Origin of the sequence: Kribbella caucasensis, assembly GCF_004361855.1 — a bacterium.
Classification (GTDB): domain Bacteria; phylum Actinomycetota; class Actinomycetes; order Propionibacteriales; family Kribbellaceae; genus Kribbella; species Kribbella caucasensis.
In genome coordinates, this window is the sequence record NZ_SNWQ01000004.1 from 158,979 (window position 1) to 182,834 (window position 23,856).

The 23,856-nt window shown below is 68.8% G+C and carries 16 protein-coding genes; 9 read left to right on the forward strand and 7 right to left on the reverse strand.

Annotation, left to right across the window (positions count from 1 at the left end):
* Nucleotides 1-45 precede the first annotated feature (45 nt).
* The 4 genes from EV643_RS10625 to EV643_RS10640 all read left to right on the forward strand — a co-directional run bounded on the left by EV643_RS10625 (nucleotide 46) and on the right by EV643_RS10640 (nucleotide 5,460).
* Nucleotides 46-1,854, forward strand: coding sequence for an AfsR/SARP family transcriptional regulator (locus EV643_RS10625; RefSeq protein ID WP_133799842.1), 1,809 nt, complete (start codon nucleotides 46-48; stop codon nucleotides 1,852-1,854).
* Between the two features lie 194 nt (nucleotides 1,855-2,048).
* Entirely contained in the window at nucleotides 2,049-3,179 is a 1,131-nt protein-coding gene (locus EV643_RS10630; protein ID WP_133799843.1) for a hypothetical protein, read from the forward strand.
* Entirely contained in the window at nucleotides 3,176-3,823 is a 648-nt protein-coding gene (locus EV643_RS10635; RefSeq protein ID WP_133799844.1) for a helix-turn-helix transcriptional regulator, read from the forward strand. Before EV643_RS10630 ends, EV643_RS10635 begins: the two co-directional genes overlap by 4 nt.
* Complete coding sequence (locus tag EV643_RS10640; RefSeq protein ID WP_133799845.1) at nucleotides 3,823-5,460, forward strand: right-handed parallel beta-helix repeat-containing protein; 1,638 nt, start codon at nucleotides 3,823-3,825, stop codon at nucleotides 5,458-5,460. The genes EV643_RS10635 and EV643_RS10640 overlap by 1 nt, the downstream gene beginning before the upstream one ends.
* A gap of 489 nt (nucleotides 5,461-5,949) precedes the next feature.
* Here the strand turns inward: EV643_RS10640 and treZ are convergent, their stop codons facing one another.
* Nucleotides 5,950-7,677: a malto-oligosyltrehalose trehalohydrolase gene (gene treZ / locus EV643_RS10650; RefSeq protein WP_133799847.1), complete on the reverse strand. Its 1,728-nt coding sequence runs from the start codon at nucleotides 7,675-7,677 to the stop codon at nucleotides 5,950-5,952.
* Between the two features lie 60 nt (nucleotides 7,678-7,737).
* On the opposite strand from treZ, the gene EV643_RS10655 reads away from it, so the two are divergent.
* On the forward strand, nucleotides 7,738-8,562 hold the full coding sequence (locus tag EV643_RS10655) for a DUF427 domain-containing protein (protein WP_202869504.1): 825 nt from the start codon (nucleotides 7,738-7,740) through the stop codon (nucleotides 8,560-8,562).
* Between the two features lie 4 nt (nucleotides 8,563-8,566).
* On the opposite strand, the gene treY is transcribed toward EV643_RS10655, so the two are convergent.
* Nucleotides 8,567-11,005 (reverse strand): malto-oligosyltrehalose synthase, encoded by a 2,439-nt coding sequence (treY, locus tag EV643_RS10660; protein WP_133799848.1) that lies wholly within the window; start codon nucleotides 11,003-11,005, stop codon nucleotides 8,567-8,569.
* Entirely contained in the window at nucleotides 11,002-13,119 is a 2,118-nt protein-coding gene (glgX, locus tag EV643_RS10665) for a glycogen debranching protein GlgX (protein ID WP_133799849.1), read from the reverse strand. Before glgX ends, treY begins: the two co-directional genes overlap by 4 nt.
* 165 nt (nucleotides 13,120-13,284) lie before the next feature.
* Between glgX and EV643_RS44090 the strand changes: the two genes are divergently transcribed.
* A complete protein-coding gene (locus EV643_RS44090) occupies nucleotides 13,285-13,746 on the forward strand; it encodes a hypothetical protein (protein ID WP_166665397.1) in 462 nt (153 codons plus the stop codon).
* Nucleotides 13,747-13,814: 68 nt separating this feature from the next.
* Nucleotides 13,815-15,917 (forward strand): bifunctional polysaccharide deacetylase/glycosyltransferase family 2 protein, encoded by a 2,103-nt coding sequence (locus EV643_RS10675; protein ID WP_166665398.1) that lies wholly within the window; start codon nucleotides 13,815-13,817, stop codon nucleotides 15,915-15,917.
* A 19-nt stretch (nucleotides 15,918-15,936) separates the two neighbouring features.
* Here EV643_RS10675 and EV643_RS10680 read toward each other — a convergent pair whose 3' ends face one another.
* Complete coding sequence (locus tag EV643_RS10680) at nucleotides 15,937-17,904, reverse strand: DUF1906 domain-containing protein (protein ID WP_238165489.1); 1,968 nt, start codon at nucleotides 17,902-17,904, stop codon at nucleotides 15,937-15,939.
* 316 nt (nucleotides 17,905-18,220) lie between these two features.
* Here EV643_RS10680 and EV643_RS10685 point away from each other — a divergent pair, with 316 nt between their 5' ends.
* Nucleotides 18,221-19,159 (forward strand): zinc metalloprotease, encoded by a 939-nt coding sequence (locus tag EV643_RS10685; RefSeq protein WP_133799852.1) that lies wholly within the window; start codon nucleotides 18,221-18,223, stop codon nucleotides 19,157-19,159.
* Nucleotides 19,160-19,213: 54 nt separating this feature from the next.
* Here the strand turns inward: EV643_RS10685 and EV643_RS10690 are convergent, their stop codons facing one another.
* From EV643_RS10690 to EV643_RS10700, 3 genes are read right to left on the reverse strand one after another with little or no spacing between them, the layout of a single operon-like run.
* Nucleotides 19,214-20,887 (reverse strand): alpha-amylase family protein, encoded by a 1,674-nt coding sequence (locus EV643_RS10690; RefSeq protein ID WP_133799853.1) that lies wholly within the window; start codon nucleotides 20,885-20,887, stop codon nucleotides 19,214-19,216.
* The gene (locus tag EV643_RS10695; protein WP_133799854.1) at nucleotides 20,884-21,852 is read right to left on the reverse strand and encodes a TIGR03885 family FMN-dependent LLM class oxidoreductase; all 969 of its coding nucleotides are present in this window, start codon (nucleotides 21,850-21,852) and stop codon (nucleotides 20,884-20,886) included. The genes EV643_RS10690 and EV643_RS10695 overlap by 4 nt, the downstream gene beginning before the upstream one ends.
* Nucleotides 21,853-21,912: 60 nt before the next feature.
* Complete coding sequence (locus EV643_RS10700; RefSeq protein ID WP_133799855.1) at nucleotides 21,913-22,620, reverse strand: GAF and ANTAR domain-containing protein; 708 nt, start codon at nucleotides 22,618-22,620, stop codon at nucleotides 21,913-21,915.
* A 147-nt stretch (nucleotides 22,621-22,767) separates the two neighbouring features.
* On the opposite strand from EV643_RS10700, the gene EV643_RS10705 reads away from it, so the two are divergent.
* Complete coding sequence (locus EV643_RS10705; protein ID WP_238165490.1) at nucleotides 22,768-23,550, forward strand: S1 family peptidase; 783 nt, start codon at nucleotides 22,768-22,770, stop codon at nucleotides 23,548-23,550.
* The last annotated feature ends 306 nt before the right edge of the window (nucleotides 23,551-23,856 follow it).

Sequence of the window (23,856 nt, forward strand, 5' to 3'; positions counted from 1 at the left end):
CGCGTGTCATCGAAATGTCATCGTCGACTACGGATCGTATGTGGCATGAACGGTCACTCAGCGCAGACATCGGCCCGGATCGCGTTCCGGGTGCTGGGCCCGCTCGAGGTCGACGGCCCGGACCGGGAGCCCCTCGACGTGTGCGGCGGCAAGCCGGCCACCGTGCTGACCCTGCTCCTGCTGCACCGCAACGCGTGGGTCAGCACGGACCAGCTGATCGAGGCGGTCTGGGCCGGTCTGGACGTGCCCGCCTCGGCCCAGCGCAACCTCAAGACGTACGTCTGGCAGCTCCGTCGCGCCCTCCCCGGCGACCGGATCGAGAGTCGTCCCGGCGCGTACCGCGTGCACGTCCGGCCCGGTGAGCTCGATGCCGATCTCGCCGCCGACCTGTCCGACCAGGCCCGCAAACTCCTCCTCGCCGGGAACTCGGCCGCCGCGGCGGCCAACCTGGTTGAGCAAGCACTCGGCCTCTGGCGGGGTTGCCCGTACGACGGGCTGACGGGCGACGCCACCTCGGCGGTCGAACGGCTGACCGAGCTGCACCGGTCGTTGCGCGAGGATCTTGCCGATGCGCACCTGGATCTCGGCAGGTCCGCGGACGCGATCTCGTTGCTCCGGGCCCTGACCGACGAGGACCCGCTGCGCGAGCTGACCTGGACCAAGCTGTTGGCCGCGCTCCGGCGTACCGGCCGGCGGCACGACGCGCTGGCGGCGTACCAGCGGGCCCGGACGGCCCTTGTCCGCGAGCTCGGGATCGAGCCGGGTGCGGAGCTGACCGCCTTGCATCAGGCGATCCTGAACGACGACGCCCCAGCCGAAGCGCCGCTTCATCAGCAGCCCACCACCACCGATGCCGTCCGCTCGGATCTGCCCGCCAGGATCGCCGGTTTCGTCGGACGCGGCGCCGAGCTGGCCGCCGTGGCGAACCTGGATATGGCAGCCGGCGTACAGGTGGTGACGATCGACGGTATGCCGGGGATCGGCAAGACCGCCTTCGCGCTCGAGGCGGCCGCGACGATCACTCGCCCGGACGGCAAGTTCTACCTGGACCTCCGCACTCACCGCGACCGGCCGATCGACACATTCGATGCGCTGGGCGAGCTGATCCACGCCGCGGCGCCATCAAGCTCGTTGCCGAGCACAACAGCCGGGCGGGCGGCCTGCTGGCGATCGCTGGGCCTGCGAATCCTGCTGGTGCTCGATGATGTCGCCGACGCCGAGCAGGTGCGGCAGCTGCTGCCGAACACCCCGGGTTCTGTGGTTCTGGTGATCAGCCGGCCCCGGCTCGCCGGGTTGGACAGGGACGCCGCGATCACTCTCGACGTACTGGCTGACGCCGACGCAGCTCGGCTCACCGACTCGGAGCCGATCCTGCGGTGCTGCGCCGGTCACCCGGCGGCGCTGCGACGGCTGGCCGAGCGGGTCCGGAACCGGGAGCCGTGGACGGCGGCCCGGCTGACCGCGCGGCTGGACGACCGGACCGCTCCCGGCCGAGAGCTGGCCGACGTCCATGCGCTCTTCGAAGCGTCGTATCGGGCGCTCTCGGAACCGGTCCGCAGGATCTATCGCCTGCTGGGTCTGACACCTCAGTTCGACGTCCGGCGAGCCGCGCGGCTCACCGGTCTCGACCAACAGGAAGTGGAGCCGATGGTGGACGAGCTACTGGACCGGCATCTCGTGGCCGAGCCCGCGCCCGGCCGGTTCGCCCTGCACCCGTTGGTGCGGGACCACGCCCACCGGTTGCTGCTGGCAACGGAGTCCGACGATGACATCGACGCGGCGAGCGCGCGCGTCCGGGTGACGCGTGGAGCCGACCTCGAGCTGGTCTCCCCCGAAGACCCGAGGGTCGCATGAGGCCCCCGGCCGCGACCACCGCCCGCGCTCCGGGTCAGGCGGCTGCCCAAGCCCCGAGCGCCCGTGCGGTCCCGCAGTCCACTTCAGTCGGCACGCCGATCGCCCGCGCCGCGACTGTTTCGCAGCGCCCCGCGGCACGGCCCGTCGCAGTACAGACGGCCGCTATCCCCCCGCACACGACCAGGTCGTATCTGGTGAACGAGCCGCCTGCGCCTGCACCCGCGGCGGACAAGGTGGAGATGCCGGAGCGAGCGATCCGGGTCGGCCAGATCGTCTGCTGGCAGTTCGCTTTGGTGGCCGTCGGTGCTGCTACGGCCGGCTCCCGGATGACCTTGATCCTGACGAGTGTGGCCGCGTTCTCCCTGGTTTTGTTGACCTCTGTACGGTTTCGCGGGCTGTGGCTGTACCGCTGGGTCGGCGTACTGCTGCTGTTCCTGGTACGACGCCGGCGCATCGACCTGTCCGGTGACACCGCGCTCAACCTGGTCAGCGTCTTCTGCGGACGGACCAGCACGAGCTCGGTGACGGTCCGGGAGCAGCCGTACGGGATGCTCAGCCGTCCGCAGGGGGCCAGTGTCACCCTGCGAGTCGGTGCCGACGCGCAGTACGAACTCCTGCCCCGGTTGGCCTCCCTGGCCGACGCAGCGGATGAACAGCCGGTCGCCGTGTCCGTACAACTCGTCCTGCACACCGGCACGAAGCAGAACCAGCCGCCGCGTGCGTGGGTCGCCGTCGCAGCAGCCCGTACGCCGGAGATCGCGACGGACGAGCAGATCGGTCAGGTGCTGGCGAACACGGTCCGCCGACTGGTCCGCCGGTTCGACCGGGAGCAGGTCGAGTGCCTGCCACTGGACGAGTCCGACGCACTCGCGTCGATCGGTGCTCTCGCCCACGCGAATGCGGGCCGTGGGCAACTACGCGAGCGCTGGACCGGCTGGGCCTCCGGACCGGTACACCAGGTCTGCGTCCGGCTCACCGGCTTCGCATCCCTTCCCAATCCGGCCGCACAGGCGCTGGTCGACACCCTGCTCGGCACCGCGACCGGCACCGCTCAAACCCTCGCCGTCACTGTCACCGCCCCGGCCGTGCTGGACAGCGGCAAGCTCCTGACCGGCGACCGGCCCTCAACCCAACCCTTCCAATTCGAACCCGCTCAGTACGACGCCGTACTGCGGGTCGCCGCCGCTCACCCGGGCACGCTGGACGCGGCGATCGACATCCTCACCACGTTGGCTCGCTCGTTCGGAGTCGAGCCGGAACGCCTCGATGGGCGGCACACGTCCGGTGTCGCCGCCACGTTACCTCTGGGGGTCCCATTCTCATGACCGTCACCGTTCTGCACCGCCCCACCGGCTTCCAGCACGTCCCGGCCCAGGACGGTATCGCCGCCCTGCTGGCCCAGGCACGCGACGAGGTCATTGCCATCAGCAACCTGACCCCGGCCGGCCCGGCCTTCGGTCCGCGCGACGTCCGGCCCGGTCTGCGCTATCGGGCGATCTACCCCGACACGGCCCGCACCGCGCCGACCCTGTGCCGGCACCTCGGTGCGATGTCCGTCGCCGGGGTGGCCGTCCGGACGATGCCGCAGGTGCCGTTGAACGCCCTCATCATCGACGGATCGGTCGCGGTGCTGCCGGCCGACACGGCGAACGGGAGCGTCGCAGTACTGCGGCTGAACAGTGTGGTGGCCACTGCGCGCGAGCTGTTCGAACGAGTCTGGCCGGACGCCGTACCGCTGTCCGACAACGACCTCCCGGTCGACACGGACCTGACTCATCGGGACCGGGAGATGCTCCGGTTGCTCGCACTCGGGGCTACCGACGAGGTCGCGGCCGCGCAACTGGGGATCTCGGTCCGGACCGTCCGGCGGATGGTCGCGCAGCTGATGGGCCGGCTCGGCGCCCGCAGCCGGTTCCAGGCCGGGGTGAAGGCGGCCGACCGCGGCTGGCTGCTGGACCGGGCCAGCTGATGCGCGTCCTGACCGTCGCCGCGGATCGCCCCGGCGCCTATCCGACCATCGGCTCCGCCCTGCTCGAGGCGCCCGACGGGGCCACGGTCGCGATAGCCGCCGGGGAGTACGCGGAGACGCTCGAGCTGACCGGCCGGTCGATCACCTTGCAGGCCGAGGCCGGCGCGACCGTCGTACTGGATGGCGATGGCGCCGACTGGCCGACGCTGCGGGCCGTCGACGGTGAGCTCACGCTGCGCGGACTCGACGTACGGGCGGGTGACAACCTGGCGATCTCGGTCGACCGGACCGTGCTGACCGTCGAGAAGTGCCGCGTCGGCAGCCGGACCCGGCCAGCGATCAGCGTGCACGCGAGTACGGCGTTCACCGTCGACGGGTGCACCGTGACGGGTGCGGAGACCGGCATCGTGGTGGAGGGCGCGAGCGGGCGGATCCTGGACACCACCGTCACCGAGATCGCCGGCGACGGGATAGTCGTTGCCCTGGGCTCCGATCCGCTGATCCGCGGCTGCACGATCACGGCCTGCGGCGGGCGCGGGGTCTACGTCTACCAGTACAGCCGGCCGGAGCTGACCGACACCGAGATCGCGCGTACCGGGGCGGACGGCATCGGCGTCGCCCACGGCAGTACGCCGGTCGTCCGCCGGGTGAACGTGCACGATACCCGCGGATCCGCGATGTCCTTCGCCCCCGGCTGCGGTGGCCAGGTCGAGGGCTGCCGGACGGACAACACCGGACAGCCCGCGATCGCGATCGCCGACGGCGCCACGGTCGAGGTGATCGAGAAGGCTGCGGCCCGGCCCGCGGAATCCGGTGGTCCGCTGGAGGAACTGCTCGACGACCTCGACGGGATGGTCGGGCTGCCCGAGGTGAAGGCCGAGGTGCACGCGCTTGTCGACGAGATCCAGGTGAACGAGTGGCGGCGATCGGCCGGGTTGACCGTCGGCGGCGTCAGCCATCACCTGATCTTCGCGGGCGCGCCCGGGACCGGGAAGACCACAGTCGCGCGGGTTTACGGCAAGCTGCTGAAAGCGCTCGGGGTGCTGCCGCACGGCGGATTCACCGAGGTGTCGCGCCGGGACCTCGTCGGCCAGTACATCGGGCACACCGCGGAGAAGACCAGCGCCGTGTTCGAGAAGTCGCTCGGCGGGGTGCTGTTCATCGACGAGGCGTACACGCTGTCCCGATCGGCCGGTACCGGCGGCGACTTCGGCCAGGAGGCGATCGACGCGCTGGTCAAACTGATGGAGGACCACCGCGACGAGATCGCCATCATCGTGGCCGGGTACACCGCCGAGATGGACGACTTCCTGGCCGCCAACCCCGGGCTGGCGTCGCGGTTCTCCAAGACGATCGAGTTCGGGAACTACTCCGCCGAGGAACTGCTGCTGATCACCGACCGGATGGTGGCCGGCGGGGACTACCTGCTCGACCCGGCCGCCGGCCCGCCGCTGACGGCGTACTTCGACCGGATCGCGCACGGCGCCAACTTCGGCAACGCCCGGGAAGCCCGCCGCCTGGTCGAGGGCATGCGCAAAGCCCAGTCCCAGCGGCTTCGCTCACTCGGCCGGATGCCCACCACCGACGAACTGCGCTCCCTCCTCGCAGCCGACGTCCTCTCCGCGGCCGGTTCCTAGCAGGCCGGCTGGCAGGTTCGGGCAGGCAGATCCCGGGCGGGGCGAAACGCCGGTCGGGTTTGGCCCGGCCGGCGGTTCGGCGTTTTAGTGCTTTGGTGCTGGCAAGTTCTGGCGGTACCGGCCAGCGGTTCAGCTCAGGACTTTCTCTTCCTTCGCCCGATGCTCCCGGCCGGCGGCCTGCCGCTCGACCGGTGGGTGCTCCACCGTGCGTGGTGAGGGGCAGACCGGTCCGCGGTGGATCGGGCCACCTCCCAGCCTCCTGCTCTTCCATTGTTTCTCTTCGTAGTCGTAGTAAGTATCGACGCCTCCGACTGTCATAGCTGTCCTCCCGTCGCCACCTGCTAACGCTCCTGCTGGCTGGGATCCACAATCAGTCACCGGAGCCCGCGAAACAAGCAAATCTTGAATCATCCACCGACAAACGGACTCAGACGTCAGATTTCGTTGATTTATCCAGCTTTTTGGGGGTTCAGCGTGGTCCCGGCGACCTCAGACCGCATAGATCGCGACTCCGTGCCCGGCCAATCGCGCGCCCTCGGCAACTATTTCTGCGTCACCGTAAGCGATCACCCTGTCCTGCGGGGCCTGGTCGAGCGGCACCACATCGGTCGCGTCGGACAGATTGACAACGATGCGCAAGGCTCCCCGCGCAACCACCAGCCAGGACCCGTCCACGTCGTACGTCAGGTCGACCGAACCCAGCCGATCGTCGCGAAGCTCGTCGGTCCGGGCCCGCAGCGCGAGCAGATCGCGGTACCAACTGAGCAGCTCCCGATGTGGCGAACGGTCCACCTCGGCCCAGTCGAGCACCGAACTACGCCAGGTCTCCGGGTCCTGCGGATCCGGGATCTCGCCCGCGTCCCACCCGTACGCCGCGAACTCCCGCCGCCGGCCGGTTCGGACCGCCTCGGCAAGTTCGGGCTCCTCGTGGTCGGTGAAGTACCGCCAGGGTGTCGAGGCTCCCCACTCCTCACCCATGAACAACATCGGCGTGTACGGCGACGTGATCACCAGAGCAGCCCCGATCGCGAGCTGCCCAGGGGTCAGCGCGGGCCGGTCCCCGAGTGCGCGGTTACCCACTTGATCGTGGTTCGAGGTGTACGCGAGGAACTCCGAGCCCCGGTGCCGTACGGGATCCACCGGCCGGCCCCACTCCTTGCCCCGGAAGGTCGAGTAGGACCCGTCGTGCAGGAACACCTGGGTCAGCGTCTTCGCGAACACGCCGGGCTGCGCGAAGTCCTCGTAGTACCCGGCTCGCTCTCCGGTGAGCAGCGTGTGCAGTGCGTGGTGGAAGTCGTCGCTCCACTGCGCGGTCATCCCCAGCCCGCCCTCGGCCACGGGCTCGACCATGCGCGGGTCGTTCAGATCGGATTCCGCCACCAACCCGAGCGGCCGCCCGAGCTCGGCCGACAGCGCCGCCGTCTCCACCGACAGTTGTGCAAGTAGGTGCTGCGGGCTGTCGTCGACCAGGGCGTGTACGGCGTCCAGCCGCAGCGCGTCCACGTGGAAGTCCCGGAACCAGCGCAGTGCGTTGTCGCAAATGAACCGGCGGACCTCCACCGACCCCTCGTCGTCCAGGTTGACCGCCGGACCCCACGGAGTCGTGTGCTTACCGGTGAAGTACGGCCCGAAGGCATCCAGGTAGTTCCCGGACGGCCCGAGGTGGTTGTAAACCACGTCCAGACACACGGCCAGACCGACCCCGTGACACTGGTCGACGAACCGCTGCAACGCCTCCGGCCCGCCGTACGGCTCGTGTACGGCGTACAGGTCCACCCCGTCGTACCCCCAGCCGTGCCGCCCCGGGAACGCCGCGACCGGCATCAACGACACCACCTGCACCCCGAGCGCCACCAGGTAGTCCAGATGCCCAGCGGCCGCCTCCAACGTCCCCTCCGCCGTGAACGTCCCCACATGTAGCTCGTAAAACACCGCCCCCCGCACATCCCGCCCGCCCCACCCACCGTCACTCCACCCAAACCGGGACGCATCAAACACCCTGCTGACCCCATGAACCCCAACCGGCTGCCACCCACTCCGCGGATCAGGCATCGCCTCCCCGCCATCCACCGAAAACCCGTACTCCGTCCCGTGCCCCGCCTCCGCCACCTCCAGCCGCCACCAGCCCCCATCACCCCGCTGCATCGGCCGGCTCCCATCGGCCAGTACCAACGACACAGCCCCAGCCCTCGGCCCCCAGACACAAAACGTGTGCATGGCTTCAGCTAACCATCAGCGCTCTATCGTCTTGGCGATCACGCTCCTACGCTGGGCAGCGTGAGCACCAAGATGCAGGAATGGATGTTCGAAAGCTTCCCGCTGCTGCGGTATGAGCCGACCGAGATGCGGATCAGGGTGAGCGACGGAGAGCTCCAGATCGCGGACACCACCCGGGCGATGCTCGTCTGGGAGCCGCGCCGCATCGTGCCGTCGTACGCCGTACCGGTGGCTGATCTCCGCGGCGAACTTGCGGCCTCGACCCTGCCGTCGATCCCCGCGCCGGACCGGATCCTCGATCCTGGGACACCCTTCGTCGCCCACTCCTGCGCCGGCGACCCGGTCGACCTGCTGATCGGTGACACCCGGTTTCCCGGAGTGGGGTTCCGGCCTCAGGACCCCGACCTGGCCGACTACGTGGTACTCGATTTCTGGGCGTTCGACGGATGGTTCGGGGAGGACGAGCGGCTGATGGCGCATCCGCGCGACCCCTATCACCGGGTCGATGTCCGGCAGAGCTCGCGGACGGTCCGGCTCGAGCTGGACGATGTGGTGATTGCGGAGAGCACCCACCCGGTCCTGGTCTTCGAAACCAGCCTGCCGACGCGGTTCTACCTGCCGCCGCAGGACGTGCTCGTCGAGTTGACGCCGACCGAGCGCAGGACAGCGTGTGCCTACAAGGGCCAGGCCTCCTACTTCTCGGTGGCCGGGTACACCGATCTGGCGTGGAGCTACGCCGAGCCCCTCGACGGAGCCACGCAGCTCGCGGGGCTGGTCGCCTTCCTCGACGACAAGCTGGACGTGTTCATCGACGGCCGCCGCCGCGAGCAGGCGCCCTCGCCAGCCGCCGAACTGTTCCGCGACCGATTCGGCATTAAGCAGTGAGGTCTCAGCTCCTGGCGAGGAGGGCCACGGGGTAGTCGGACAGTAGGTCGTCGATCCGGACCGCTCCGCTGCCCACTGAGCGCCCCGTCAACACGTTCTGCCAGGAGCCGTCGGGGAGGACGACCGTGGACGAGCTCCAGCCGCCCAGGCGGTGGAGGGCTACCGGTAGGCGGGTTGCCAGGGTGATAACGGCGTCGCCGCGGGCGAAGGCGACCGCGTGGCCGTTGGAGGTGGGGAGCGGGGTGTAGCTGCCGTGGAAGGCGTCCGGGTTCGAGCGTCGCAAGCGCAGGGCTCGCGAGGTCACCAGGAGCTTCTCGTCGGCCAGGTTCGCGGGCTTGGCGCCGTCGTCCAGCCGGGCCAGCCGGTCGATCCGTTGTCGGTAGTCCACCGGTCGGCGGTTGTCCGGGTCCACCAGAGACAGGTCGACGAGTTCCGTGCCCTGGTACACGTCCGGGACGCCCGGCATCGTCAGCTGGATCAGCTTCTGCCCGAGCGTCGCAGCCCGGACGAATTCCTTCTGCCCGTCGGCGAACCGGCGTACCGAGGTCAGCACGTCGGTGTCGGACAGCACCGCGGACGCGAAGGCGCTAACGGCTTCCTCGTACTCCGAATCCGGTGACGTCCAACTGGTGTGCCGCTTGGCCTCGCGGATCGCCTTGAGAAGATAGGTCTGCAGGCGTTCTTCGGCGAGCGGCCCGTCGTTCCACGTGCCCAGCAACGTCTGCCAGACCAGGTACTCCGTACTCCCGTCGACCAGCGGCCCGCGGTACTCCTCGGTGGCCACGCGCCACCCACGAACGGCCTCCACCCACGCGGCGGGCTGCTCCGACAGTACGGCGAGCCGGGCGCGCACGTCCTCGGAGCGTTTGGTGTCGTGCGTGGACAACGTGGTCATCGTGCGCGGCCAGTCCTCGTTCAGCCGGGCCGCGAACGCGTGGAACTCCTCCGGCGACACCCCGAAGTGCTCCGGATCGCCGCCGACCTCGTTCAGCGAGGACAACCGGAACCACCGGTAGAACGCGGTGTCCTCGACGCCCTTCGCCATCACCGGTCCGCACGTCTGCTGGAACCGCACGATCAACTCGTGCCGCGCGTGCTCGTCGATCCGGCTCGCCGTCCCCGCCTCCCGGCCGAGCAGGAGGTCGCGGACCAGGTCGAGCGTGTCCTGCTGTTCCTCGTCCAGATTGCGCCGGGCCAGTTCGGCGGCGTGCTCCAGCACCCGGACCGCTTCGTCAGGCGCCGGCTCACCCGGTACGACGTACGCGCGGTACCGGTCGAAGTTCACCAGCAGCTCGACCACGACCTCGTGGAACGCGCGCCGGGTGTGGTCGCGCAGCCGGACGTCGTCCTGGCAGATCCGGGCGAGCAGCTCGACGAGCCGGTGGACCTCGGCGTACTGACCGTGCTGCACGACCTCGCGCTTGGCCTGCTCCACGACCGGCGCGAAGTCGGCCGGCTCCCCGGTCAGTTCGGCGTGGTACGCCGCGAGCGGTGCGGCCCCGGCAGGGTCGACGAACAATCCACCGACCCGCAGCAGGACGTCGTACCCGGTCGTGCCGGCGCAGGGCCAGTCGCGGGGCAGTTCCTCGTCGCCCTCGAGGATCTTCTCCACCACGACCCACGCGCCACCGGTCCGCTCGGCCAGGCGGCGCAGGTATCCCCTCGGATCGGCCAGGCCGTCGGGGTGGTCAATGCGGAAGCCGTGGATCTTGCCCTCACGCAACAGACCAAGCAGCAGTTCGTGGGTGGCCTCGAAGACCTCCTGCGTCTCCACCCGGACCGCGGCGAGGGTGTCGACGTCGAAGAAGCGGCGGTAGTTCAGCTCCTCGTCCGCGACCCGCCAATGCGCCAGCCGGTACCACTGCTCGGTGACCAGCTCCGCCACCGGCAAGTTCTCAGTCCCGGGCCGCAGCGGGTACTCGTGCTCGTAGTACCGCAGTACAGGCTCGTCGCCGGCAGTGTCGACGGACAGCTCACCGGCCGCCAGTACCTTGCCGATCCGCTGGCCGAGGACCGCCATCAGCAACGGCTGGTCCCCCGATCCCCAGTCGACGTCGAACCACTCCGCATAAGGCGAGCCCGGGCCGTCACGCAGTACGGACCAAAGGGCCTTGTTGAGCCGCTCCGGTGTCGGCACGGAGACGTGGTTCGGTACTACGTCAGCGATCGCGCCCATCCGGTGGTCCGCAAGCCGTGCGGTCAGCCGGTCGAACGCCGCCTGCCCACCGGCCGGCTCGGACAACCTGCTGTGGTCGACCACGTCGTACCCATGGGTGGAACCGGGCGCTGCCTGCAGGATCGGCGACAGGTAGACATGCGAGACGCCGAGACTGTGCAGGTACGGCACGATCTCGGCGGCCGCGTCGAACCCGAAGGCAGGATTCACCTGCAGCCGGTACGTCGACTGCGGGATCCAACTGGTGCGGTGGGACGGAATCGTCATCCCGCGACCTGCCGGGGACGGGTCAGGACGAGCGTGCCACGGGCCTCCAGCTTGATCGTGCTGCCGGCCGCATGCTCCTCGGCGCTGGCCCCGCCCGTCGCGGTCGTCGTGTCCACCACCACGGTCCAACCCGCGCCGTACGGCGACGGCGGCAGCAGGAACTCCTGCGGCTGGTGGTTGCTGTTCAGGAGGATCAGGAACGAGTCGTCCACCACCGGCTCACCGCGCGGGTCCGGCTCCGAGATCGCGTCGCCGTTGAGGAACACCGCGATCGCGCGGGCGTCGTCCCGGCCCCAGTCGCCGTCCTGCATCTCGGTGCCGTTCGGGGTGAACCAGACCAGGTCACCGAGACCGTCGACACCGGTGTCGCCGTGGAAGAACCGGCGACGGCGTAGTACCGGATGGTCGTTGCGGAGCTTCAGCAGGCGGCTGGTGAACTGCAGTAGGTCCTTTTGTGCGGCAGTGAGGTCCCAGTCGACCCAGGCGATCTCGTTGTCCTGGCAGTAGACGTTGTTGTTGCCACTCTGGGTCCGGCCCAGTTCGTCGCCGTGGGCGAGCATCGGCACACCCTGCGAGATCAGCAGCGTGGTCAGGAAGTTCCGCTGTTGCCGGGCCCGCAGCGCGAGGATGGCCGGGTCGTCGGTCGACCCCTCGGCACCGCTGTTCCAGGACCGGTTGTGGCTCTCGCCGTCCTTGCCGCCCTCACCGTTGGCCTCGTTGTGCTTCTCGTTGTAGGAGACCAGGTCGCGCAGCGTGAACCCGTCGTGCGCAGTGACGAAGTTGATACTGGCCAGCGGCCGCCGGCTGTCGTCCTGATACAGGTCGGACGAGCCGGTCAGCCGGGACGCGAACTCGGCCAGGGTGTACTTCTCACCGCGCCAGAAGTCCCGCACGGTGTCGCGGTACTTACCGTTCCACTCGGTCCACAACGGTGGGAAGTTACCCACCTGGTAGCCGCCGTCGCCGACGTCCCACGGCTCGGCGATCAGCTTCACCTGGCTGACCACCGGGTCCTGCTGGACCAGGTCGAAGAACGCCGACAGCCGGTCGACCTCGTGGAACTGCCTGGCCAGCGTGGCCGCCAGGTCGAACCGGAACCCGTCCACGTGCATCTCGGTGACCCAGTAACGCAGTGAGTCCATGATCAGCTGCAGCACGTGCGGATGCCGCATCAGCAGGCTGTTCCCGGTCCCGGTGGTGTCGTAGTAGTGCGACTTGTCCTGGTCCACCAGCCGGTAGTACGCCGCGTTGTCGATGCCCTTGAACGACAGCGTCGGGCCGAACTGGTTGCCCTCCGCGGTGTGGTTGTAGACGACGTCGAGGATCACCTCGATATCCGCCTCGTGCAGCGCCTGCACCATCGTCTTGAACTCGGTCACCTGCTGGCCGCGGGTGCCGTTGGAGGCGTACGCGTTGTGCGGGGCGAAGAAGCCGATCGTGTTGTAGCCCCAGTAGTTCGACAGGCCGCGCTCCTGCAGGTGACCGTCCTGGGCGAACTGGTGCACCGGCATCAACTCGATCGCCGACACCCCGAGGGTGGTCAGGTGCTCGATCACCGCGGGATGCCCGATCGCGGCGTACGTGCCGCGGATCTCCTCGGGCAGCCCGGGATGGGTCTTGGTCAGGCCCTTGACGTGCGCCTCGTAGATCACCGTCTCGTGGTACGCGTGGCCCGGTGGCCGGTCGTTGCCCCAGTCGAAGAACGGGTTGGTGACCACCGACAGCATGGTGTGCTCGCGGTTGTCCATCGTGTTCAGCTCGTCCGGCTTGGCGAACCGGTAGCTGAACAACGACTCGTCACCGTCGACCTGGCCGTCGATCGCCTTCGCATACGGGTCCAGCAGCAGCTTGGACGGGTTGCACCGGTGTCCCTCGGCCGGGTTGTACGGACCGTGCACGCGGTACCCGTACCGCTGGCCGGGCTGGACCGAAGGGAGGAAGGCGTGCCAGACGAACCCGTCCACCTCGGTCAGCTGGACCAGCTGCTCGGTCCCGTCGTCCCCGATCAGTGCCAGGTCAACTTGTTCGGCAACCTCCGAGAACACCGCGAAGTTCGTTCCGGAGCCGTCGTACGTGGCTCCGAGGGGATAGGGACGACCAGGCCATTTCTGCACCCGACGACAGTAGCCACCCCCACCCCCACCCGGCGCATGGTGGTGGGTTTCGGTACCGGGAATTCACCTGATCCCGCTGCCACAGAGTTACCGTGTCACTACCCCGTGTGGAGCCCCGGACGATGACTGCCGGGTCAGCGAAAATCCCGATAAGATCCCCCGCTTGTGGAACCGTCTTCCGACCAGGCACCGGTGTTCGTCGATTCGTCGGGGCGTCGACGTCGCAGGGTCCGAATCGCCGGTGCGGCCGTCACCGTACCGGTCGTCGTCTATCTGGTGTTGCTCGCGAGCAGTGTGCTCGGTGGGCCGGCGCCTGACAACCAGTTCATTCCGTTGCCGGGGAACGACAAGGCGCAGTCGGAGCAGCGGCCGAAGGTGAAGCCGACGCCGACCGCGGCCACCCCTGACGCCGAGGAGTCCAGTACGCCGGACCCGACGACTCCTACTCCGACTTCAACACAGACGCCAACGCCGACCGGTCCGACGACACCGACGACACCGACGGTCACCCCGACGGCGACCACGAAGACCCCCGGGCCGCCGGCTCGGACGACCGCCACGGCGACGCCGGGACACGGTAAGCCGACGACGCCGCCTGGACGCACCAAGTCGCCGTCCAAGCCGTGAGCCGGCGCGCACAGGCCCGACGCGGACCCGCCCGACGGGCCAAACGAGCGCCGCTCCGCACCCATTGGATGATCCTCGCCCTGCTGCTGGTGGGTCTCACCAACGCCCTGGCGCTGCAGGGGTACACCGACCATCTGTTCGGGCACACGCCCGACGGCGAGGTGACCGCGATCGGCAGTCGAGCGGCCGTGCCTCCGGCCATCAGGTCTGGCGGCCCGGTCATCGATGCCGGGCCGGCCGGCGATCGCTCGTTCCGGCCGAAACCGCGGACGATCGCGCTCACCTTCGACGACGGACCGGACCCGGAGTGGACCCCGAAGGTGCTCGACCTGCTCGCCCGGTACAAGATCAAGGCGACGTTCTTCGTGATCGGCACCCAGGTGGCGGAACATCCCGAGCTCACCCGCCGCATCGTTGCCGAGGGCCACCAAATCGGCGTGCACACCTTCACCCACACGAACCTCGGCACCTTACCGGACTGGCGCCGCTCGTTCGAGTTGCGCCAGACCCAGCTCATCCTGGCCGGTGCCGCCGACGTCGACAGCCCGCTGTTGCGGCCGCCGTACTCGTCGACGCCGGAAGAGCTCGCAGACGCCGACTGGTCGGCGATCCGGTCCGCCCGCGAGGCGGGTTATCTGACGGTGCTGAGCACCCTGGACAGCGAGGACTGGCGGAAGCCGGGGGTAGCCAAAATCGTGGCGAACTCCACGCCGAAGGGCACTGCCGGCCAGGTGCTGCTGATGCACGACGCCGGTGGCGACCGCAGCCAGACGCTGGCCGCCCTGCAGAAGATCATCCCGGCCGCACAGGCCCGCGGGTTCCGGTTCGCGACGGCGAGTGATGCGGTGTCCTTACCGCAACCCGTCACCAAGGCGAGCCTGTCCGAGCGCGGCCGCGGGCTGGCCGTCATCGGGGCGATCCGGTTGAGCGACGGTACGACGACCGTGCTCACCTGGCTACTGGTCGCCGCGGGCGCACTGAGCGTGCTCCGTGCGGTGACGACCGTGATCGCGGCCCGACGGCATGCACGGGAGCGGTACTGGACCTGGGGCGACGGGACTCCGGTGACCGAACCGGTGACCGTGATCGTCCCGGCGTACAACGAGCGGGCCGGGATCGAGGCCGCTGTACGGTCACTGGTGGCGTCCGACTATCCGGTCGAGGTGATCGTGGTCGACGACGGATCGACCGACGGCACGGCCGACCTGGTCGAGTCGTTGCGGCTGCCCGGCGTACACGTCATCCGGCAGGCCAACGCGGGGAAGCCCGCGGCGCTGAACACCGGCCTGCAGGCCGCGTCGTACGACCTGGTGGTGATGGTCGACGGCGACACGGTGTTCGAGCCGGACGCGGTGCGATGGCTGGTCCAGCCGTTCGCCGACCCGGCGGTGGGGGCGGTCTCCGGCAACGCCAAGGTCCACAACCGTGGCGGCCTGCTCGGCCGCTGGCAGCACATCGAGTACGTCGTGGGGTTCAACCTGGACCGGCGGCTGTTCGACCTGGCCGAGTGCATGCCGACCGTGCCGGGCGCGGTCGGCGGGTTCCGGCGGAGCGCGCTGGAACAGATCGGCGGGCTCAGTGACGTGACCCTCGCCGAGGACACCGACCTGACCATGGCGCTCTGCCGGGACGGCTGGCGGGTGGTGTACGAGGAGCGCGCGGTCGCCTGGACCGAGGCGCCTGCCTCGCTGGGCACGCTCTGGCGGCAGCGGTACCGCTGGTGCTACGGGACGCTGCAGGCGATGTGGAAGCACCGTGGGGCGTGGGTCCAGCGGGGCCAGTCAGGCAAGCTCGGCCGTCGCGGTCTGACCTACCTGCTGATGTTCCAGGTCCTGCTGCCGCTGTTGGCGCCGGCCGTGGACGTGTTCGCCATCTACGGTCTGGTGTTCCTCGACCCGGTGCGCGTTCTCGCGGTGTGGCTCGGCTTCCTCGCCATCCAGACAGCCATGGGCTTCTACGCATTCCGGCTCGACGGCGAGCACCCTGGCCCGCTGTGGAGCCTCCCGCTGCAGCAGTTCGTCTACCGCCAACTCATGTACCTGGTCGTGATCCAGTCCGTGTTCACCGCACTGGCCGGCAACAGACTCCGCTGGCAACGAATGGAACGCTACGGCACCCTCACCACACCCCCGAGCAGCCCCGCAGACAACCTGGCCGACGCACCGCGCTGACCAGGTCGTCCGATCGGTGTCAGCTGACGGTGAGTGTCTTTGGGGGGCTGACGGTGGTGGCGTGGTCTGCGTCGGCTAGCCAGACCGCTCGGTAGTTGTAGGTGCCGCGGGCGCCCGGCTTGATGGAGAAGGCGTAGTTGCCGGTGCTGTTCAGCTTGGTTGTGGCGACGGTGGGCCAGGTTGTGCCCGACTGGCGCTGGAGGTAGACGGTTGTGCCCGGATGTTGGGGTCGCATGTACCCGTAGAACGTCGTGGTCTGACCGAGCTTGATCGCCGCCACGGACAGGTTAGCCGTGATCAGCGGCCGGACCTCGATGGTGGCGTTGCCGCTGCGGGAGCCGAGGAAGTCCGCCGACCCGTTGTAGCCCCACGCGTACACCGTGGACACAGTCGGCTTCTGCACGGAGCTGGCCTGGCCCGTGCTGTTCGACGTCACCCGGGCGACCTCACGCCAGGTGGAACTGTTCTTGGCCCGCGCGTACAGGGACAGCGGTACGCCGACCAGCGATGCGCCGTTGTCCTTGCGGGTCGCGCGGGTGTAGAGCGTGACCGCACCGCCGTACGTGATCGACGGGGTGCTGGCGGCCACGGTGGCGCCGGTGCCGACCAGGACGGTGTCGACGCCCGGGCCGATCTTGCCGGAGCTGTCCTTCACCCAGGCCCTGAACGCGTAACTGGTGGAGTTGGCCAGACCGGTTGCCGTCGTGCTGCTCGCCGTACCCGCGTAGACCGGCGTACCGACGTTCGGCATTGGTGGCGGGGTGAGGCCGGAGTTGCGGCGGACGATGACCTGGCCGAGGCTCGTGCCGGCCGGGATGGTCCAGCGCAGGGTCGCGGTGGAGTACTGGCCGGTGGCGTCGAAGCCGGTCACGGGTGCGGGCGGCGCGGTGAGGTTCACGGCGTTGCTGTCGATGTTGATCGTCACCCCGCCGTGCGTCTCGTTGTGCGGACCCGAGTACTGGTGGACCCGCTGGTGGTTGGTCCAGTACGACGCCGGGATGTACCTGTCGTCGGTGGTGTTCGTGACGTTGTTCCACCGGGCGAACCAGAGGTTGTCCGGTCGCGTGTAGGCGGTGTTGTTGTAGTTGTTCGACAGGTCGACGCCGCCCGACGCCGCGCCGGTGTAGACGCCACCGACGTAACCGCGGGTGTTCAGCTCGAGAGTCCAGCCGCTCACGTAGGACAGGACGGCCGCCGTGCACGGGGCGTTCGGCGTGTAGCCCTCGAGGTCGCTGTAGATCGCGCTGCGTGGCGCGAAGCCGAGCGCCTGCGCGGCGCTCACCGCGTTCGCCGCGGCGGCCCGGCCCTGGGCTCGCGCGGTGGCGGGATCCGACGACATCTTCGCCAGGTTGGTCTGGTTGACGCACGGGGCCTGCAGGCTGACGTCGATCAGCAGGAACTGCCAGCCCTTGGCGGCGTTGGTGCTGACCCAGGTCGGGGTCAGGTTCGGCTGCAGGTCGCAGCTGCGCATCTCACCACTGATGTAGATGCCGAGGGCCTTGTAGCCGGAGTTCGGGTAGCGCCAGGCGTCCATCGTGGACTGGCTCGGAGCGTCGCACGCGTCGAAGGCGAACCCGTTCAGGGTGCCGGTCGCCACCACCGTCGGCGCCGCCGCGGCGGCGGTCGCCTGGGGCTCGGCGGTCGCGAACGTCTTGCTGGTCACCCGGCCGGTGCTGAGCACCTTGCGCGCGGTCTCGGCGCCAGCCGGCGCGTAGTACGCCGTCACCAGGACGCCGGCGTCGCGGACGGCCTGCTGGATCCGGCCCTCGCTCGAGCGGGGCGCCCGGGTCAACGGCTCAAGCACCAGGCCCTCACTGCGGCCGACGAGGTGGGACGGGCAGTCGGGTTGGGCGGTGCTGCGGCCCAGGTAGACGGCCGGGCGGTCGAACCGCACGCAAGCGGTCGGGTTCTTCGCCAGATCGACCACCTGCCAGTCGGCGGGAACGGTGACCTGATAGCCACGGTAAGAAATGGTTTGATCACTCACGGCTTGCGCAGGGGCCCATGACTCGAACATGAACAGCCCTGACGCCAGAACCGCTACTGGGACAGCAAGCTTCCACAGCCTCACAAGCAAATCTCCTCACAGTGCCGAATCGGCCGACCGTGAGTATTTCAGAGACTTTGCGGAAGGCGCGTGAGTATTTCCCCTTGTTGCAACCCACCCCCGGGCGGCTCGAAGGTTTTCCCTCGTTCCGCCGATTCCACATCTCGATCGCTTCCCGATCAGGCATGAGGACGCGCAATATTCCGGCACCAGGCCGCCCGCCCAACGCGGCCCGATTCCCGGAGGAGCGCAGAAAATGCGAGCTCTCACAACCCGGCCCCGCGTCCTGGCGGTGCTGCTGGCCGGCACGGCACTCACCTTCAGCCCGCTCGGCGGTCAGGCAACTGCCAAACTGCCCGCGGACCAACTGACCAATCCGTGCTTCACCCCAGCCGGCGCCTCGGCCAAGGGCGGCCGAGCGGCCGACCACCGGGAGATCAGCGCGGCCGAGCAGAAGGCGATCGAGGCACGGACCGCCCAGTTGCTGAAGGCCAAGGCGGCCCGCGGCATCGCCGTACCGAAGGGTGCGCTCGCCGCCGCGACCGTGCCGGTCTACGTGCACGTGATGCGCGACGCGGCCGGCAACGGCGACGTCACCAACACCCAGATCGCCGACCAGATCGACGTCCTGAACGAGACCTTCGCCGGCGACGAGTCCTCGGCGGCCGCGGACACCGGCTTCACCTTCTCGCTGGCCGGCACGTTCCGGTACAACAACAACCAGTGGCACAAGGACAAGCAGAGCGCCTCGTACCGCAAGCAGACCCGCAAGGGCGGCGCGAACGCGCTGAACATCTGGCTGGTCGACTTCAGCTACCTCGGCATCGCGACCTTCCCTTGGGACTACGCCAAGAACCCGGGCGTCGACGGCATCCGGGTGCACTTCGACTCGCTGCCCGGCGGCTCGATCGCCAACTTCAACCTCGGCGAGACCGCCACCCACGAGGCCGGCCACTGGTTCGGGCTGTACCACACCTTCCAGGGCGGTTGCACGACGACGAACGACGAGGTGGAAGACACTCCGGCGCAGAGCAGCCCGACCAGCGGGTGTCCGGTCGGCCGTGACTCCTGCAACCTGCCGGGTCTCGACCCGATCCACAACTACATGGATTACTCGTACGACTCCTGCTACAACCAGTTCACCCCGAAGCAGAGCACGCGGATCAGCAGCATGTGGACCGCCTATCGAACCTGACCCCCACCTCCCACCGAACCGGCCCCGAGCGCTCCCCGGGGCCGGTTCATCGCGTCAGATGACGTAGCGGTCCCCCGGCCGGACGATGCGCAGCCAGCGGCAGTCGTACGCTCCCAACTCGACCCGGAGCGTCCCGTCGGCCCCCACGTCCGTCGTACCGGAGTGCAGTAGATCGACCGCCCGTACGCCGACACCCGCGCCGGCGACCGCGAGCGTCACGGCGGCCGGCTGATCGGAGAAGTTGTGCAGAGCGACGACGCTGCCGCCCTCGTAGTCGGAGCGGTGGGCGAACACCGACGGCGACTCGTGCTCGAGGATCGTGCAGCGGCCCCAGGAGAGCTCGGGCGACTCGCGGTAGCGCTGGACGAGCAGCTTCGTCCAGTTCAGCAGAGAGTCCGGGTCGCGGCGCTGGTCCGCCACGTTGACGTGCGCCGGACTCAGGTCACCTTCGACGACTGGCGCCGCGAGGTCGTCCGGGTCAGCCGGGGAGAAACCGCCGTTGGCGTCCGTGGTCCACTGCATGGGAGTCCGGACCGCGTTGCGCCCCTCTGCCGCCAGGTTCTCCCCCATGCCGATCTCCTCGCCGTAGAAGAGAACCGGTGTGCCCGGCAGCGTGAAGAGCAGGCTGTAGACCATCCAGAGCCGCCGGTGGTCGTTGCCGAGCATGGTCGGCAACCGCCGGCGCAGGCCACGGCCGTACAACTGCATGGACTCGTCTGGACCGAACGCGGCGAACACCTCGTTCCGCTCCTCGTTCGTGAGCTTGTCCAGCGTCAGCTCGTCATGGTTGCGGACGAACGTGCCCCATTGCGCCTCCTCCGGCGGATCCGGTCGCTCGCGCAGCGCCTTGACCAGCTCGGCCGGGTTCTGCCGGGCCAGCGACAGGTACAGCTTCTGCATGCCGATGAAGTCGAAGCACATGGTCAGCTCGTCGCCGTCCTCGTCACCGAAGAACTGCCGGGTCTCCTTGTACGGCAGGTTGACCTCGCCGAGCAGCACCGCCTGGCCGTTGCGCCGGCTGAGGAACGCCCGCAGGTCACGCAGGTAGTCGTGTGGATCAGGCAGGTCCTCCGCCTCGAGAGACCCGGCCGTGTCGAGCAGGAACGGCACCGCGTCCACCCGGAAGCCGGACAGCCCGAGCCGCAACCAGAATCCGATCACCCGGGTGATCTCCTCCCGGACCCGCGGGTTGGCGATGTCGAGATCCGGCTGGTGCTTGTAGAACCTGTGCAGGAAGTACTGCCCAGCCTCATCGTCGTACTCCCACAGACTGGTCTCCTGGTCCGGGAACACGATGCCCTTGTCCCCGCCCGCCGGCGGCTCGTCCCGCCACACGTACCAGTCCCGGTACGGCGACTCAGGGGACTGCCGCGCGCTCTGGAACCAAGGGTGCTGGTTCGACGTATGGTTCACCACCAGATCCGCGATCACCCGCATCCCGCGGTCCCGCGCGAGCGTGATCAGCTCGACCAGGTCACCGTGCGACCCCAATCGTGAGTCGACGCCGTAGAAGTCGGTGATGTCGTAGCCGTCGTCGCGATCAGGTGTCGGGTAGAACGGCATCAGCCACAGGCAGGTCACCCCCAGTTCGGCCAGGTGGTCGATCCGCTGCGACAACCCGCGAAGGTCGCCCCGGCCGTCGCCGTCAGCATCGAAGAAGGTCTCGATGTCGAGGCAGTAGACGACGGCGTTCTTCCACCAGACATCGGCGGTCTCGGTCAGCCTCATGGCCGGGTCACCTCCAGTTGGGGCAGCACCTTGGTGCCGAACACGTCGATGAACTCGGACTGCTCCTGGCCCACGTGGTGCAGGTAGATCGCGTCGTACCCGAGCTCGGCGTACTGGTTCAGCCACTCGGCGTGCCGGCCGGGATCGGACGAGATCCGCACGGTGTGGTGCATCGCCTCGGGTGGCACGTGACGGGCCGCGAGGTCGAACGACTCGACGGTCTCGGTGTCCCAGCAGAACGGCGGCGGGAACACGTTGGTCCGCCACTGCTCGTGCGCGATCCGCAGCGCCTCGTCGTCATCGCTCGCGTAGCTCAGGTGCACCTGCAGACAGAGCATGCCGCGCCCGCCCGCGTCCCGGTACGCCGCGGCCGTCCGGCGCAGGTGCTCCTCGTCGGCATTGACGGTGATCAGCCCATCGGCCCAGGTGGCGCACCACTTCGCCGTCTGCTCCGACACCGCGGCGCCGATGAGCTGGGGTGGTTCGTCAGGCAGCGTCCACAGCCGGGCGCGATCGACCGTGATCAGGCCGTCGTGGCTGACCTCCTCGCCCCGCAGGAGTCGCCGGATCACCTCGACCGAGTGCTGGAGTCTGGCGTTGCGCACGGACTTGCGCGGCCACGGGTCCCCGGTGATGTGCTCGTTGCTCGCCTCACCGGTACCGAGCGCTGCCCAGAACCGGCCCGGATACATCGAGGCCAGCGTGCCGATCGCTTGCGCGATGATCGCCGGGTGATACCGCTGACCAGGGGCGTTCACCACACCGAAGGTCAACCCCGTCGCCTGCAGAGCGGCGCCGAGCCACGACCACGCGAACCCGGACTCCCCTTGCCGCTCGCTCCACGGACTGAAGTGGTCCGAACACATCGCGGCGGTGAATCCGGCCTGCTCTGCCCGCACCACCGCTCGCAGCAGGTCGGCGGGCGGAACCTGTTCGTGCGAGGCGTGAAACCCGAAGACGGTCATGCGTCCCCGTGCCCGGGTGCCGCGGTTCCTACACGCTTTCCCCTTCTGCGAGTGCCGTCGTCAGCGTTTGGCGTTGTTGTTGGCGGCGTCGACCAGGGCGGCGGCGACCTCGCGGAGTTTGGTGTTGGAGGTCTGGGAGAGGCGGACCAGGAACGCGAACGCGCGGTCGGCGTCGAGCGAGTAGCGCTCCATCACGAGACCGACGGCCTGGCCGATCTGGTTGCGGGTCGCGAGGGCCTCGGTCAGGGACTGCTCCTGGCGGGCCCAGCCCATCGCGACCGCCGTCTGCGCAGCGAACAGACTGCCGAGGTGGATCGCGTCCTGGTCGATCGAGCCCGGCTCACCGGCGTACAGGTTGAGTGCGCCGCGGACGTGCGGCTCGGCCCGGAACTGGAAGGCGACCTGCGAGCCGATGCCGAGGTCGGCCGCCTTCGGCCCGAACAGCGGCCACCGAGGATCCGTGGCCAGGTCGTTCACGATCACCACCGGCTCCTCCAGCGCGGCGTCGAGGCACGGTCCCTCATGCAGCTCGTACTGCAACCGGTCGGCCTCGACGGCCAGCGGCCCACTGGGCGCGAGTGTGTCGATCGTGCCGTCCCGCCGGGTGATCGAGATGCTCACCTCGAGGATGCCGGGCACGGTGTCGGCGGTGCCGCGGGTGATCAGCTCCAGCGTCTCGTCCAGCTTCGCCGGTTCCTGCAGCAACTCGGAGACATCGACCATCGCCTCCGCAAGCTGACCCAGAACCGTCTCATCCTGTGCAACCATCGCCACCCCTCCTAGCTGGAGCGCCGATATCCCCCAGAGCGTCAGGCGCGTCTTTCAGCCATCGTAGGCCGGGTCGACCCCGTCGAGAGGGTTGAGCGCAGGCATCGCCTACCGCAACCAATCGACCACGGGGAGTAGGTTCTCTACATGATCCTGAAGCGCGCCGCACTGATCGCCGGAGTACTGATCCTCGCCTCGGCCGGGGCTGCCACCGCATCGACCGGCGCCGACCGCAGACTGATCGTGGGCGGCACGCTGGCGAGCACCTCCGAGGCGCCCTGGGCGATCGCGCTGACGAACTCGAATTCGTCGAAGCAGAGCAGCCGTTGGTGCGGGGCCACCCTCGTCCGGGCGGACAAGATCATCACCGCGGCGCACTGTATGACGAAACCGGCCGACAGCTACACCGCGATCCAGGGCCGTGCGGATCTCCTCGACGACGAGACCGGCCGGACGTCGGCGATCAGCAGGATCTGGATCCACCCGGACTACACGAACAACCGCAACGACTTCGCCGTACTCACTCTGGCTCAGCCGTTCACCGGCGTACCGACGCTGAAACTGGAGACCGATCCGAAGGCCGACCGGAAGGGAGTCGTGCCGACCGTTTACGGCTGGGGCGACACCGAGGACACCGGACCGGCCGACACCCTGCAGAAGGCGGCCGTCCCTGACCTGGGCGACAGCACCTGCCTGGCCGACAAGGGGTACGTCGGCAACGGGTACACGGCCGCCACGAACATCTGCGCCGGCTACCTCGAAGGCGGCCGGGACGCCTGCCAAGGCGACTCCGGCGGACCACTGGTCCTCAACGGCAGACTGCTCGGCACGGTGTCGTGGGGCAGGGGCTGCGCGGACCGCGGCTATCCCGGTGTCTACGCGGAGATCGCGCCGGCCGCACCGATCCTTCGCACGCAACTTGATCGTTGATCAGATTCATCTACCTGAAACGGTCCTGTTCCACAAGCGATCCCGGACAGGTTCGTCAACCCGAAACAATACTGACAAGTCAGCTTTCCCCCGGTCACTGAACCGATATAGCTGCGAAACAGCCCGTCATTACCTTCCTGATCAGCAAGGTCGTCTCTCCCGATCCCGTGCAGTAGCGAGCAAGTGCTCGGTGCGGTAGCTCGGTGTGCTGGAGCGAAGGCAGCGATGCGGCGCATCGTGGCCTTTGCTCCAGTGCAGCGAGATGCCGTGCCGAGTGCTGCGCAGCACGCAGGGGATCGGGAGAGA

Bases quoted from the DNA above. Each gene is read 5' to 3' on its own strand.
- EV643_RS10690 (WP_133799853.1), bottom strand. From the start codon at position 20,887: ATGAGGCTGACCGAGACCGCCGATGTCTGGTGGAAGAACGCCGTCGTC.
- treZ (WP_133799847.1), bottom strand. From the start codon at position 7,677: ATGCACACGTTTTGTGTCTGGGGGCCGAGGGCTGGGGCTGTGTCGTTG.
- EV643_RS10625 (WP_133799842.1), top strand. From the start codon at position 46: ATGAACGGTCACTCAGCGCAGACATCGGCCCGGATCGCGTTCCGGGTG.
- EV643_RS10705 (WP_238165490.1), top strand. From the start codon at position 22,768: ATGATCCTGAAGCGCGCCGCACTGATCGCCGGAGTACTGATCCTCGCC.
- EV643_RS10675 (WP_166665398.1), top strand. From the start codon at position 13,815: ATGATCCTCGCCCTGCTGCTGGTGGGTCTCACCAACGCCCTGGCGCTG.
- treY (WP_133799848.1), bottom strand. From the start codon at position 11,005: ATGACGATTCCGTCCCACCGCACCAGTTGGATCCCGCAGTCGACGTAC.
- EV643_RS10700 (WP_133799855.1), bottom strand. From the start codon at position 22,620: ATGGTTGCACAGGATGAGACGGTTCTGGGTCAGCTTGCGGAGGCGATG.
- EV643_RS10685 (WP_133799852.1), top strand. From the start codon at position 18,221: ATGCGAGCTCTCACAACCCGGCCCCGCGTCCTGGCGGTGCTGCTGGCC.
- EV643_RS10695 (WP_133799854.1), bottom strand. From the start codon at position 21,852: ATGACCGTCTTCGGGTTTCACGCCTCGCACGAACAGGTTCCGCCCGCC.
- EV643_RS10640 (WP_133799845.1), top strand. From the start codon at position 3,823: ATGCGCGTCCTGACCGTCGCCGCGGATCGCCCCGGCGCCTATCCGACC.
- EV643_RS10635 (WP_133799844.1), top strand. From the start codon at position 3,176: ATGACCGTCACCGTTCTGCACCGCCCCACCGGCTTCCAGCACGTCCCG.